Source organism: Donghicola sp. XS_ASV15, from assembly GCF_041224595.1.
Taxonomy (GTDB): Bacteria; Pseudomonadota; Alphaproteobacteria; order Rhodobacterales; family Rhodobacteraceae; genus Donghicola.
On sequence record NZ_JBGFGN010000157.1, the window covers coordinates 12,806 to 27,197 of the forward strand.

General features: G+C 60.3%; 9 protein-coding genes and 1 tRNA gene. 5 read left to right on the top strand and 5 right to left on the bottom strand.

All coding sequences use genetic code 11. The annotated features are described in order from the left end of the window. The first annotated feature begins 140 nt into the window (after positions 1 to 140). Both alaS and AB9K37_RS14505 read left to right on the top strand, forming a co-directional pair. The gene (gene alaS, locus AB9K37_RS14500) at positions 141 to 2,795 is read left to right on the top strand and encodes an alanine--tRNA ligase (RefSeq protein WP_369840172.1); all 2,655 of its coding nucleotides are present in this window, start codon (positions 141 to 143) and stop codon (positions 2,793 to 2,795) included. A gap of 3 nt (positions 2,796 to 2,798) precedes the next feature. Next, the gene (locus AB9K37_RS14505) at positions 2,799 to 3,086 is read left to right on the top strand and encodes a DUF1330 domain-containing protein (protein WP_072706918.1); all 288 of its coding nucleotides are present in this window, start codon (positions 2,799 to 2,801) and stop codon (positions 3,084 to 3,086) included. Positions 3,087 to 3,160: 74 nt separating this feature from the next. Here the strand turns inward: AB9K37_RS14505 and typA are convergent, their stop codons facing one another. Both typA and recA read right to left on the bottom strand, forming a co-directional pair. Beyond that, positions 3,161 to 4,978 (bottom strand): translational GTPase TypA, encoded by a 1,818-nt coding sequence (gene typA, locus AB9K37_RS14510; protein WP_369840174.1) that lies wholly within the window; start codon positions 4,976 to 4,978, stop codon positions 3,161 to 3,163. A 102-nt stretch (positions 4,979 to 5,080) separates the two neighbouring features. Further along, a complete protein-coding gene (recA, locus tag AB9K37_RS14515; RefSeq protein ID WP_369840176.1) occupies positions 5,081 to 6,154 on the bottom strand; it encodes a recombinase RecA in 1,074 nt (357 codons plus the stop codon). A 175-nt stretch (positions 6,155 to 6,329) separates the two neighbouring features. Here recA and AB9K37_RS14520 point away from each other — a divergent pair, with 175 nt between their 5' ends. Then, complete coding sequence (locus AB9K37_RS14520) at positions 6,330 to 6,926, top strand: gamma-glutamyl kinase (protein ID WP_369840178.1); 597 nt, start codon at positions 6,330 to 6,332, stop codon at positions 6,924 to 6,926. A gap of 3 nt (positions 6,927 to 6,929) precedes the next feature. On the opposite strand, the gene AB9K37_RS14525 is transcribed toward AB9K37_RS14520, so the two are convergent. The 3 genes from AB9K37_RS14525 to guaB all read right to left on the bottom strand — a co-directional run bounded on the left by AB9K37_RS14525 (position 6,930) and on the right by guaB (position 12,021). Beyond that, entirely contained in the window at positions 6,930 to 9,236 is a 2,307-nt protein-coding gene (locus tag AB9K37_RS14525; RefSeq protein WP_369840180.1) for an ATP-binding protein, read from the bottom strand. A gap of 94 nt (positions 9,237 to 9,330) precedes the next feature. Continuing rightward, positions 9,331 to 10,494 (bottom strand): RsmB/NOP family class I SAM-dependent RNA methyltransferase, encoded by a 1,164-nt coding sequence (locus AB9K37_RS14530; protein ID WP_369840182.1) that lies wholly within the window; start codon positions 10,492 to 10,494, stop codon positions 9,331 to 9,333. Between the two features lie 75 nt (positions 10,495 to 10,569). Beyond that, positions 10,570 to 12,021: an IMP dehydrogenase gene (gene guaB / locus AB9K37_RS14535; protein ID WP_369840184.1), complete on the bottom strand. Its 1,452-nt coding sequence runs from the start codon at positions 12,019 to 12,021 to the stop codon at positions 10,570 to 10,572. 202 nt (positions 12,022 to 12,223) lie between these two features. Between guaB and AB9K37_RS14540 the strand changes: the two genes are divergently transcribed. Beyond that, on the top strand, positions 12,224 to 14,257 hold the full coding sequence (locus tag AB9K37_RS14540) for an ASKHA domain-containing protein (RefSeq protein WP_369840186.1): 2,034 nt from the start codon (positions 12,224 to 12,226) through the stop codon (positions 14,255 to 14,257). A 56-nt stretch (positions 14,258 to 14,313) separates the two neighbouring features. Then, positions 14,314 to 14,387: transfer RNA gene (locus tag AB9K37_RS14545), tRNA-Gly, on the top strand. Positions 14,388 to 14,392 lie beyond the last annotated feature (5 nt).

Sequence of the window (14,392 nt, forward strand, 5' to 3'; positions counted from 1 at the left end):
CGGGGACAAGCAGCACCAAAGACCCCCGCCCTGATCCTATCCCTTTTACACATTCCAATCGCGGCGGCCTTATGGACAAGCCCCCTTTGCGTGGGTAGACATTCGTGACGCTTGGCCCACGCCAGAACGAAAGAGACGACATGCCTTCGCTGAACGATATCCGATCGACCTTCCTCGACTACTTTGCCAAGCAGGGACACGAGGTTGTGCCCTCTTCGCCCTTGGTTCCGCGCAACGACCCCACCCTGATGTTCACCAACTCGGGCATGGTACAGTTTAAGAACTGCTTCACCGGTGTCGAAACCCGCGACTACAAGCGCGCGACCACATCGCAGAAATGCGTACGTGCAGGCGGCAAACACAACGATCTGGACAACGTCGGCTATACGGCCCGTCACCACACGTTCTTTGAAATGCTGGGGAACTTCAGCTTTGGTGATTACTTCAAAAACGAAGCGATCCCCTTTGCTTACGAGCTGATCACCAAAGAGTTCGACATCGACAAGACGCGCCTGCTGGCCACCGTCTATCACACCGATGACGAAGCCTTCGAGATCTGGAAAAAGGTCGGCATTCCCGAAGACCGCATCATCCGTATCGCGACCTCTGACAACTTCTGGCAAATGGGGCCGACCGGTCCCTGCGGCCCCTGCACCGAGATTTTCTACGACCACGGCGACCACATCTGGGGTGGCCCTCCGGGCTCGCCCGAAGAGGACGGCGACCGCTTCATCGAAATCTGGAACGTCGTTTTCATGCAGAACGAGCAGTTCGAAGACGGCTCGATGAAGGCGCTGGACATGCAGTCCATCGACACCGGCATGGGTCTGGAGCGCATTGGCGCCCTGCTGCAAGGCAAGCACGACAACTACGACACCGACCTGATGCGCAGCCTGATCGAGGCTAGCGCCGAAGTCACCGATGGCGCCCCTGATGGCGAGGGCAACGTGCACCACCGCGTGATCGCGGACCACCTGCGTTCGACATCGTTCCTGATTGCCGATGGCGTCATGCCCTCGAACGAAGGCCGTGGTTACGTGCTGCGTCGCATCATGCGCCGCGCGATGCGCCACGCGCACCTCTTGGGTGCCAAGGACCCCGTGATGCACAAGCTGGTGCCCGCGTTGGTCCGCCAGATGGGTGCCGCCTACCCCGAGCTGGGGCAGGCTCAGGCATTGATCGAAGAAACGCTGGAGCTGGAAGGCAAGCGCTTTGTCACCACGCTAGACCGCGGCTTGAAACTGCTGTCGGACGAAGTGGCCGGCCTGCCAGAGGGCGCACCTCTGCCCGGCGAAGCGGCATTCAAGCTCTACGACACCTACGGCTTCCCGCTCGACCTGACGCAGGACGCCCTGCGGGAGCAGGATCGCACTGTGGACACCGACGGCTTCGATGCCGCCATGGCCGAGCAAAAGGCCAAAGCCCGCGCGGCATGGTCCGGTTCGGGCGAAGCGGCGGACGCGACCATCTGGTTCGACATCGCGGACGACAAAGGCACCACCGACTTCCTCGGCTACGACACCGAGACCGCCGAAGGTCAGGTTGTTGCGCTGGTCAAAGACGGCGCTCAGGTGGACAGCCTGTCGGCTGGCGACACCGGCCAGATAGTCCTGAACCAAACACCCTTCTACGCCGAAAGCGGCGGCCAGATCGGCGACACCGGTGAGATCACGGTTGAAGGCGGCAAAGCCCGCGTCACCGACACCAAGAAAACCGCTGGCGTCTTCATCCACTTCGTCGAAGTGACCGAAGGCAAGATCGACCGTGGCCAAGGCGCGCAGCTTGAGGTGGACCACGAGCGTCGTGGCGCGATCCGCTCCAGCCACTCGGCCACCCACCTCTTGAACGAGGCTCTGCGCCGTGCGCTTGGCGATCACGTGGCACAGCGCGGCTCTTTGAACGCAGAGGACCGTCTGCGTTTCGACTTCAGCCATGCCAAGCCGCTGACCGCCGAAGAGCTGGCCCAAGTCGACGCAGAGGTGAACGAGTTCATCCGACAGAACACCAAAGTCGAAACCCGCATCATGACCCCTGACGATGCCCGCGGCCTTGGCGCGCAGGCTCTGTTCGGCGAAAAGTACGGCGACGAGGTCCGCGTTGTCTCCATGGGCACCCTGCCCGGATCAGGCAAAGGGATGGACGGCGAAACCTACTCGCTCGAACTCTGCGGCGGCACCCACGTGCGCCAGCTGGGTGAGATCGGTCTGTATTTGACCCTGTCCGACAGCGCCTCCAGCTCTGGCGTCCGCCGGATTGAGGCTCTGACCGGTCAGGCCGCGCTGAACTATCTGCGCGAGCAGGCAGAGCGCGTGTCGGAACTGTCGGGCGCCTTGAAAACCCAGCCCGCCGATCTGGTGGGCCGCGTTCAGGGCCTGATGGACGAGCGCAAGAAACTGGAGAACGAAGTTGCCCAACTGCGCCGTGAACTGGCCATGTCGGGCGGCGGTCAGGCCGAAGCCAAGGCGGAGGACGTGAACGGTGTTCCCTTCCTTGCTCAGGTTCTGTCGGGCGTGACAGGCAAGGACCTGCCTTCCTTGATCGACGCACACAAAGAGAAACTGGGCAGCGCCGCCATCCTGCTGATCGCCGAAGCGGACGGCAAAGTCGCCGTAGCCGCTGGCGTGACCAAGGATCTCACCGACAAAGTCAGCGCGGTTGATCTGGTCAAAGCGGCTGTTGTCGAATTGGGTGGCAAAGGCGGCGGTGGCCGTCCCGACATGGCCCAGGGCGGCGCCAAAGACGCTAGCAATGCAGACGGCGCGATCGCCGCTGCCAAAGCCGCCATCGGAGGATAAACCATGTCTGCCCTCTGGATTGCCCACGTGCACGTCACCGACGCAGACGCCTATGGCAAATATGCCAAGGGCGCAGGCGTCGCCATCGCCGCCCACGGGGGCAAGTTCCTTGCTCGGGGCGGCGACTACCATACGCTAGAAGGGGCCGAGCGCGAGCGCCATGTGGTCGCGCAGTTCCCGTCGAAACAGGCGGCCATCGACTGCTACCATTCCGATGAATACCAGGCTGCTTTGGCACACGCCAAAGGCGCTGCAGAACGCGATCTGGTGATCGTCGAACTGACAGAATAATCGGATGACTTGGCCGCTTCGGCGGCCAGCCCTAAAAAAAAGGCCCCGAGGTGATCCTCGGGGCCTTTGCTTTTTTAGGCTTGTTTCGCCATCCGCTTACGCTCGTGCGGATCAAGATAGCGCTTGCGCAGACGGACCTTGTTTGGGGTCACTTCGACGAGCTCATCGTTGTCAATGTAGGCAATCGCTTCTTCCAGCGACAGAGTGACCGGAGTGGTCAGGCGAACCGCTTCGTCAGTGCCCGAAGCACGCACGTTGGTCAGCTTCTTACCCTTTAGCGGGTTCACTTCCAGATCATTTTCACGGCTGTGCTCGCCGATGATCATGCCAGTGTACACTTCTTCTTGCGCACCGATGAACATCTTGCCGCGGTCCTCGAGGTTCCACAGCGCGAACGCGACCGATTGACCATTCTCCATCGAGATCAGAACGCCAGCACGGCGACCGGGGATTGCGCCTTTGTGCGGTGCCCACTCGTGGAACACACGGTTCATCACGCCGGTACCGCGGGTGTCGGTCAGGAATTCGCCGTGGTAACCGATCAGGCCGCGCGACGGAACGTGCGCGATGATACGGGTTTTGCCGGTGCCGGCGGGCTTCATCTCGACCAGTTCGCCCTTGCGGTTGCCGGTGATTTTTTCGATGACAGCACCCGAGTAGTCATCATCCACGTCGATGGTGACTTCTTCGATCGGCTCCATGCGAACGCCGTTCTCTTCGCGGAACAGCACCTGCGGACGCGAGATCGACAGCTCGAACCCTTCGCGGCGCATGTTCTCGATCAGAACGCCCATCTGAAGTTCGCCGCGACCGGCAACTTCGAACGCGTCTCCACCGGGAGTGTCGGTGATCTGGATCGCGACGTTTGACTCGGCTTCTTTCATCAGGCGGTCACGAATGACGCGGCTCTGGACCTTTTTACCATCGCGGCCCGCCAGCGGGCTGTCGTTGATGCCAAAGGTCACGGTTATGGTCGGCGGGTCGATCGGCTGTGCGGGCAGAGGCTCGTTCACCGACGGGGCTACAAGCGAATCCGCAACAGTCGCTTTGGTCATACCCGAGATGGTCACGATGTCACCAGCAACGGCTTCGTCGATGGGCTGCTGGCCCAAACCACGGAACGCGAGGATTTTCGCAACGCGGAAGTTTTCGATCAGATCGCCGGTGCGCGACAGCGCCTTCAGGCTGTCACCGGTTTTCAGGGTGCCGGATTCGACGCGGCCGGTCAGAATGCGGCCCAAGAAGTTATCGCTGCCGAGCGTAGTCGCCAGCATCTGGAAAGGCTCACCCGCCTTTTCCTGCTGCTTGGGCGACGGCACGTGATCTACGATCAGATCAAAAAGAGCGTGCAGGTTCTCGCGGGGACCATCCAGCTCCATGTCACACCAGCCAGCGCGGCCCGACGCGTACATGGTCGGGAAGTCCAGCTGCTCTTCGTTTGCACCGAGGTTGGCAAACAGGTCGAAGCATTCGTCCAACGCGCGGTCAGGTTCGCCATCGGGCTTGTCGACTTTGTTCACCACTACGATGGGGCGCAGACCCAGAGCCAGAGCCTTGGAGGTCACAAATTTGGTCTGAGGCATCGGGCCTTCGGCCGCGTCCACCAGCAGAACCACACCGTCTACCATGCTCAGGATACGCTCGACCTCGCCACCGAAGTCGGCATGACCGGGAGTGTCCACGATGTTGATGCGCGTTCCGTTCCATTCGACACTGGTCGCTTTGGCAAGGATGGTGATCCCGCGCTCGCGTTCCAGGTCGTTGCTGTCCATGGCACGTTCGTCCACGGCTTGGTTTTCACGGAAGGCGCCCGATTGTTTGAGAAGCGCATCGACCAGCGTGGTTTTACCGTGGTCAACGTGCGCGATGATCGCGATATTGCGAAGATCCATGAGTTCAGCCTTTTCCTATTCCCGCGCGGGTTACCGCGCAGGCGCAGAAAAAGCCAGAAGTAAAGCGGCCCGAGAGCCGCTTCTTTTGTAACTGTGTCGAAATCAGTCGTCCGAGATGACGTCGTCGCCGCCCTCTCCTTCGAAGGAGAAATCGAGCCCGTGGGCGGCGCGGATCTTATCCTCGATCTCGTCCGCGATTGACGGGTTCTCCTTGAGGAAGTTCTTGGCGTTCTCGCGGCCCTGCCCGATCCGTTCATCCCCATAAGAGAACCACGAGCCGGATTTATTCACCACGCCAGCTTTGACACCCAAATCAAGGAGTTCGCCGTTCTTCGAGATGCCTTCGCCATACATGATGTCGAACTCGACCTGCTTGAAGGGCGGTGCGACTTTATTCTTCACGACCTTCACGCGGGTCGCGTTACCGACGACCTCATCACGGTCCTTCAGCGCGCCAATGCGGCGAATATCCAGACGAACCGAGCTATAGAACTTCAGCGCGTTACCACCGGTGGTGGTTTCGGGGCTTCCGAACATCACACCAATTTTCATGCGGATCTGGTTAATAAAGATCACGGTGCACTTTGATCGGTTGATCGAGCCGGTCAGCTTGCGCATCGCTTGGCTCATCAGGCGGGCTTGAACGCCCACGCTCGAATCACCCATGTCACCTTCGAGTTCGCTTTTGGGTGTCAGGGCCGCGACCGAGTCGACGACGACCATGTTGACCGCGCCCGACCGCACGAGCGTATCGGTGATTTCCAACGCCTGCTCACCTGTGTCGGGCTGCGAGATCAGCAGCTCGTCTAGGTTCACACCCAGCTTTTTCGCGTATTGGGGGTCCAGTGCATGTTCCGCGTCAACAAATGCGCAGACGCCACCCTTTTTCTGCTCTTCTGCAATGCAGTGCAGGGTCAAAGTGGTTTTACCAGAGCTTTCAGGACCATAGATTTCGATGATCCGGCCCTTGGGCAGGCCGCCGATGCCAAGCGCGATATCGAGCCCCAGCGATCCGGTCGATGTTGCCTCGATCTCGCCCATGGGGTTGTTCTGCCCCAGCTTCATGATCGAGCCCTTGCCGAACTGACGTTCGATTTGCGCCAAAGCGCTATCCAGCGCCTTTTGCTTGTCTGCCTGTGATTTGCTGTCCATGCTCAAAAGATCTGCCATTGCCATTGTCGCTATCCTTATTCCACACCCTGACACGGGCGGCAATCGTTGCGATGTTCCCGTCTTGTTCACATATTGGACCAAAAAGAGAACATTGCAAGAGAAAGGTGATGGAAATAAGTTCGGGCATCTCGGTTAATGCCGCGTTATCATGCGGACAAATTCTGGAAGAGGTGCCCCCATGTTGGTGTTTTGGAAGCAAAATCTGGCAATCTTGTCCGTGCCAAAAACAGGTACGACAGCGCTTGAGGCAGCCTTGTCACCACATGCGGATATCGTGATCTCGAACCCGCCGGAATTGAAACACTTGCCTGTCTATCGGTACACCCGATTCATGGAAAAAATGTTCGACAAAGCCACGGGCCGCACACCCGAAACTGTGGCCGTCGTACGCGAGCCGATCGACTGGCTTGGGAGTTGGTACAGGTATCGCCAGCGACCCGAATTGCAGGGCCGTCCAAATTCCACATCGGATGTCGCGTTCGACGATTTCGTATTGGAATACACCAAAGGCAAGCCTGCCCCGTTTGCCAATGTCGGCTCTCAGGCGCGGTTCCTTGCTGGCGAAGAAGGCAGGATTTGCGGGGTCACGCACTTGTTCCGCTATAACCGGTTAGACAAACTCTATGACTTTCTACAGGACCGCTTGGGACGCGAGATCACAACGGAGCGCATGAACGTTTCACCCGCTGGTCAGTTGACGTTATCCGCCGAGGTCGCAGAGCACTTGCGGCGTAAATGTCCGCAGGAATTCGAACTCTACGACAGCGTGAAGTAGGCGTCAGGCCGCCTGCTCTCCCATCTGCGCCTGAACTGTGGCAGTCAGATCGGTGAGTGAGAAGGGTTTTGGCAAAAAGACCGAGTTCGCGATAACCTTCTTGGCGTCCTCGAAGGTTTCCTCTGCGTAGCCCGACACAAACACCACAGGGATGTCGGGACGGTTGGCTAGCGCCTCGGCAACCCAGGTTGGCCCGTCTTTGCCCGGCATAATCACGTCGGTGACGACCACATCCACATGAAATCCAGCCTCCGAGAAACGTTCCAGCGCTTCCTCACCCGACGCGGCCTCGATGACCTCGTATCCGCGCATCTGCAAAGCACGTGTCGCGAAGGCGCGCACGGGTGCCTCGTCTTCGACGAGAAGAACACGACCCTCGCCATGACGAAGGCGGACGGGTTCCGCCGGTGTAATCGCAACGATCTGTTCACTTTGATCCACAGGAAAGAGCAGATCAAAGCGCGTGCCACGCCCCGGTGCACTGGTCAAAAAGATATAGCCCCCGCTTTGCTTGACGATACCATAAGCCGTTGAAAGTCCTAGGCCGGTCCCCTCTCCCGCCTTTTTCGACGTAAAGAACGGCTCGAACACCTTGTGTTGATGTTCAAAGGGAATCCCGACCCCGTCGTCTTCGACCGAGATCACGATGTAGCTGCCCGCCGGAATTTGAGCGCGGTCGCGCATCACTGGAAAGTCGTACTGGCATTCACTGGACTCGATGCGAATTTCGCCTCCGTCGGGCATCGCATCTCTGGCATTCACAACCAGGTTCATCAGAACCTGTTCCAGTTGCCGCTTGTCTGCGCGGATCGGCAAACGCGCTGCTTGTTGCGAGAAGTTAAGGTTCACCTTTTCACCCACGAGCCGGTTCAAAAGGTGGGTCAGCTCCGACAAAGTCGCACCCACATCCAGTTGCTCTGGGTTCAAAGTCTGTTTGCGCGAAAATGCCAGCAGCTGACCGACCAAAGCCGCCGCACGGTTGGCGTTTTGGGCAATCTGGATCAGATCAGCATACTCTGGGTCCTGCGGTTCGTGGCGCAAGAGCAGCAAATCACAGTGCCCCGAAATCGCAGTGAGCAAATTGTTAAAGTCATGGGCCACCCCGCCCGCGAGTTGACCCACAGCTTGCATCTTTTGCGTCTGAGCGAACTTTGCCTCCAGCGCTTTAAGATCCGTTGCATCGGTCAACAGAACCATAACGCGTGATTTGTCCTGACCATCCCGCTGCGGCGAAAGGGTGACCTGAACATAGCGTTCACGCTCTTGCTCCAAGAGGCGCATAAACTCAGTTTGTCCAACGGCCTGCCCGTTTGCGACTTGCTGCAACCACTCACTCAGCGATCGCCCCAACCCTTCGAGCACACCAGAAAGATGCGCGGGCAGCGAGCGCGGCGTCGCGGTATCGCCATACAGAAGCCGGCGGGCCGCTCGGTTTGCGGACAGGAGTGCGCCGTCTGGACTGCAGCTAAGTATTGCCACAGGCAGGTGTTCGATATCCGGCTGCTCAAGACGCTGGACCGTCGCAGGAGGCGGGGCCAACATGATCTCGCGGCGACCGTTTTCGCGCGACAGATCGACGACCAGATACTCCTTGATCCCGCGCGGACTGCGCAGGGACACCATCTTGCCATGCTCAAGCGGCGGATCAAGAAATACGTCGCGCACATTGCGCCGGCTGCCAGAAAGCACATCGCGTAGTGCAGAGTTCATCCACAAGATCGCCCCGTTCCGACCAAGAGCCAAGCGCAGATGGTGGTGATCGTCCTCTGGCGCAGGGTGCTCCTCGGGCACGGTGCGGTTGCACAGGGTCCACAAAACCCGCTCCCCTTCGAGCGGCGTCAATGTCATCGAGAAAGCGTCATGCGCCAGAGCGCAGACACCATGGGATCTGCGCCCCAACAGACAGTCAGCCAGCAGGTCTCTGGCCTTTTGCGCATCCTCTTGTAGGCTTGGAAAGATCGCACAACCAATGTCTGCCCCGGGCAGAAGGTCAGATACCCCTGGGCCGACCTGCAAAACGTTACCATCCACATCCGTGATCAAAGCGGGACAAGGAAATGCATCCAGCAGCATCTCAAAGCGTTGAGTCATCTTCCGTACGTGCCGCGGCCGGCTGAGACGCAGCACCAAAGCAAACGTCAGCCCCGTAATCCCAAGCAACATGAGGGTCGTCCCGACCAGCGCCATCGTTGACATCTCAGGCACCAGAGAAAGCGCAGCGCCTACCCCGAGCAGGAAAACACCAAGCACCAAAGCCGCTACAGTCACGGGTGACTGGCGGAGCGCATTCTTAATTTTTCTGTGCGGCATACTGTGCCTCTGACTGGAACTTGGTAGAGCTTCACCCAAAACAATTAAGAGCAGCTTAACAAATTGACAGATCAATCAAAGGCAGATTGATATTTTAAGCCTTCCGAAAGACCGCGACAAAAAACCCGTCGCCGCCCTCGGTTGGCGTGAAGAGACGCTCTGCCTCCAGCGACCAACAGGAATGCCGCTCTAGGAACGCTTCGATCTGCCTATGGTTCTCGACCGACAGGACAGAGCATGTCGCATAGGCCAAAACACCACCTTCAGCGACCAATGGCGCCGCATCGTCCAGTATCTGGGCCTGCAGCTGGGTGACCTCGTCCAGAACCTCGGGCGTCAGACGCCACTTGCCCTCGGGCGCGCGGCGCCAAGACCCAGAACCGGAACACGGCGCATCACACAGCACCAGATCAAACGGGCCGGTCTGTTTGAGTTCATTTGTTTTCAGCAAACGCACCGCGATCCCTGCGCGTTCTGCGCGGTCAGGCAGATCCTTCATCCGGCGCGGATTGGCATCGTGAGCGTGCATCGTGGCAGATGACAGCGCCGCCATAGCCAACGTCTTGCCCCCTCCGCCCGCGCAATAGTCCAGCACCTTGCCCGCATCTGGCAGCGGCAGCGCGTCTATCAGCGCTTGGCTCGCCGCATCCTGCAACTCGACCTCGCCTGTCAAGTAAGCTGGGGCCTGTTTGATCCGTCGGGCATTGCCCGTGACCTCGATCGCCGATGGGGACAGCGGGTGCGGCTGCGCTGTAATCTCGTGCGCAGCCAAGGCCATGATCGCCTCTTCGGTGGACGTACGGCGCAGGTTCGCCCGCAGGAACACCGGTGCGCGGTGGCGCTGAATTTCAGCAACTTCGGCTGCCTTGTCCCCGAGGCTGCTCTGCCACAAGGGAAGAAGCCAGTCTGGAACATCCCACGCCTCTGCCACGTCCAGCGCAGGTGCGTCGGGACGCTCATCATCTGCCAAAGGACTTGGCGCATGGCCTCCGCCAGTAAAGACGCTATCCAGATCCGCTCCCACTTGGGTCAGGCTTCCGATCATCAGGGCACGGCCATTCAGACCGCCCCCAATCGCCGCGCAAGACAGTTTCTGGCGCAGAACGTCAAATACGTGATCGCGAATAGCCGCGCGGTCTTTAGAGCCCGCATAGCGCGCGCCGCGCGCCCAAGAGGTCAGCGCCTTTTCCGCAGGCTCGCCCGCGACGATCTGGTCCAGAATTTCGATTGCGGCCTGAATGCGTGCGGCAGGTGTCATACGCGCCCCCTTTGGAAATGGCAGAGGGCCGCCCGATCTTCGGACGGCCCCTGAATGTAACGAACCGAAGGGCCCTTAGCCCAGACGGTAGTTCGGCGACTCGCGGGTGATGGTCACGTCGTGCACGTGGCTTTCCTTGAGACCCGCGCCAGTGATGCGAACGAACTCACAGTTCTTGCGCATCTCTTCGACGGTGGCCGCACCGGTGTAGCCCATGGCTGCGCGCAGACCGCCAACCAGCTGGTGCAGAACCGCGCCTGCGGGGCCTTTGTAAGGGACCTGACCTTCGATACCTTCGGGAACCAGCTTGTCGCTTGCTGCGTCCTTTTGGAAATAACGGTCGGCCGAGCCACGCGCCATCGCGCCGAGGCTGCCCATACCGCGATAGGATTTGAACGAACGGCCCTGATACAGGATCACTTCGCCCGGCGACTCGTCGGTGCCTGCAATCATCGAGCCGACCATCGCGCAGCTCGCGCCCGCCGCGATCGCCTTGGCAAAGTCGCCAGAGAATTTGATGCCGCCATCCGCGATGATCGGCACATCGCCCGCGCCAGAGGCGCAATCCATGATTGCAGTCAACTGGGGAACGCCCACGCCGGCAACCATGCGGGTGGTGCAGATCGAGCCCGGCCCAATGCCGACCTTCACCGCATCGGCGCCTGCATCGATCAGCGCTTTGGTGGCCGCAGCAGTCGCCACGTTGCCAGCCACGATTTCGGCACGATCGCCGAACTCTTTCTTGATGCGCGAGACGGCCAGACCAACGCCTTCGGAGTGACCGTGCGCGGTGTCGATCACCACCATGTCCACACCCGACTCGATCAGAGCCGCCGTCCGCTCGTAGCCCGCATCGCCAACGGTCGAGGCCGCAGCCACGCGCAGGCGGCCCAGCTCGTCCTTACACGCGGTGGGGTTCAGAACCGCCTGCTCGGTGTCCTTCAGGGTCAATAGACCGGTCAGCTTGCCAGTCGCGTCGGTCACCAGCAATTTTTCGATGCGGCGCGATTTCATCAGGTTGATGGCTTCGTCACGGTCCGCAGGTTCGCGCAGAATGGCCAGATTGTCGCTGGTCATCATCGCGCTGACGGGGGTGTTGTCGTCGGTCGCAAAACGCATGTCACGGTTGGTAACAATGCCGACCACACGGCCATCACCATCAACAACGGGGAAGCCGGTGAAGTTGTAGCGTTCGATCAGCGCCTTGGCGTCCGCCATAGTTTGGTCGGGGCGCAGAGTAACGGGGCTGTAAACGATCCCGCTCTCGAACCGCTTGACGCGGCGCACTTCGCGGGCCTGCTCCTCAACCGTCAGGTTGCGGTGGATCACGCCCATGCCGCCAGCCTGCGCGAGGCAGATCGCCATGCGAGCTTCGGTCACGGTATCCATAGCCGAGGAAAGAAGGGGGATGTTCAGTGCAATTTTCTTGGTCACCTGCGTCCGCGTATCAGCGGTCGAAGGCATCACATTACTTGCGGCCGGAACAAGCAGTACATCGTCGAAGGTCAGCGCCTCGCGAATCTTCATAGCGGGTCTCCGTGGAAGCTTCGTTTGGCGCTTCCCTATTGCACCGAATGGGGTAAGTGGAAAGCCCTATTTGCGCCGCGCTGCAACATATCTGGGTTGCATGTCTGTCGGGGGCGACAGTTTTTCTGACGCTTCCAGCCTTTCCCTTGGCCGGATGCGGGCTATGATCGCACCGCGCAACAGACTTTTCAGGAATATTCCCATGACCGACGCACTGGTTATTTTTACCCCCTCGGGCAAGCGGGGGCGGTTCCCCATCGGCACCCGTGTGCTGACAGCGGCCCGTCAGCTGGGGGTTGATCTGGACTCTGTTTGTGGTGGGCGTGGCATCTGCTCGAAATGTCAGGTGCAGCCCTCGTATGGCGATTTCCCCAAGTTCGGGGTGCACGTGGCCGAAAACGCGCTGAACGCCCTTAACGCTGTCGAGGAACGCTATGACCGTATTCGCGGGCTAAAGGCCGGTCGTCGTCTGGGTTGTCAGGCCACCGTGCAGGGCGACATTGTGGTCGACGTCCCTCCAGAGAGCCAAGTGCACAAACAGGTCGTCCGCAAGGCCGCGACCCAGCGCGACATCGTCATGGACCCCGCCACCAAGCTCTACTTTGTCGAGGTTCAGGAACCCGACATGCACGATCCCAGCGGCGACTTCGAACGCCTGAAGGACGCACTGCGGGATCAGTGGCAGATCGAAGACGTGACCGCCGCTCTGCCCTTCTTGTCAAAGCTCCAGACTGCCCTGCGCAAAGGTCAATGGAAGGTTACCGTCGCGGCTCACAAGGGCCATCAGGACAGCCACGTTCAGCTTTTGGACATCTGGCCGGGCTTGCATGAGGATGGCCTCTATGGTCTGGCTGTGGACCTTGGGTCGACCACCATCGCAGCGCACCTGTGCGATCTGATCACCGGCGAGGTCAAAGCCTCCAGCGGCCGCATGAACCCGCAGATCCGCTTTGGCGAAGACCTGATGAGCCGCGTCAGCTACGCGATGATGAACCCCGGTGGGGACAAGGAAATGACCCGCGCCGTGCGCGACGCGCTGAACGACCTGACCACCGGCATCGCCGAAGAGGCTGGCATCGCGCCCTCGCTGATCGTCGAGGCGACGTTCGTCTGTAACCCCGTCATGCACCACCTTCTGCTGGGTCTGGACCCTGTAGAACTGGGTCAGGCGCCCTTCGCGCTGGCAACCTCTGGCAGCGTGTCCTTGAACGCGCGTGAGATGGACCTGAACCAGATGAACCCCAATGCGCGGGTGTTTGTCCTGCCCTGCATCGCGGGCCACGTTGGTGCGGACGCCGCCGCCGTCGCCTTGTCCGAAGAGCCGAACAAATCCGACGACCTGGTGCTAATCGTGGACGTGGGCACCAACGCGGAAATCCTGCTGGGGGATAAATCCCGCGTGCTGGCGTGTTCATCGCCTACCGGCCCCGCTTTCGAAGGTGCGCAGATCAGCAGCGGCCAGCGCGCCGCACCCGGTGCGATCGAAAAGCTGGAAATCAACCCCGAGACCAAAGAGCCCCGCTTCCGCGTCATCGGCTGCGATTTGTGGTCGGACGAAGAGGGCTTTGCCGAGGCCACCACAGGCAGCGGCGTCACCGGCATCGCGGGCTCTGGCATCATCGAAGCGCTGGCCGAAATGCGCAGTGCCGGCATCATGGACGAGAGCGGCCTGATCGGCAGCGCAGAGCAAGTCGGCACCTCGCGGATTGAGGCCGAAGGCCGCACCAACACCTACGTCATCCACGACGGCAGCGCCACGGGCGGGCCGCGCATCACCGTGACCCAAAACGACGTCCGCGCGATCCAGCTGGCCAAATCGGCGCTTTATGCCGGTGCGCGTCTGCTGATGGACGAACGCGGCGTGGATACTGTGGACCGCGTCGTCCTCGCCGGAGCATTCGGCGCCCATATTAGTCCGAAACACGCCATGCTCTTGGGGATGATCCCCGACGTGCCCTTGGACAAGGTCACCAGCGCTGGCAACGCGGCTGGCACCGGTGCGCGCATTGCCCTGTGCAACGTCAGTGCCCGCAATGACATCGAACAGATCGTGCGCCAGATCACCAAGGTTGAGACCGCGATCGAGCCGAAGTTCCAAGAGCATTTCGTCAACGCCAACGCGATCCCTCACAAGACCGACGCCTTCCCGAACCTATCGCAGATTGTCGCCCTGCCCGATGTCAGCTTTAACACCGGCGGCGGCGAAGGCGGCGGACGCAAGCGTCGACGGCGCTAATCGGCACAAGCCTCTTGACGGGTGGGATCGCGAAACGTATCTCGCCTGTCAGTGATGCGGGTATGGTGAAATGGTATCACACGAGCTTCCCAAGCTCTTGGCGCGGGTTCGATTCCCGCTACCCGCTCCAGTCCT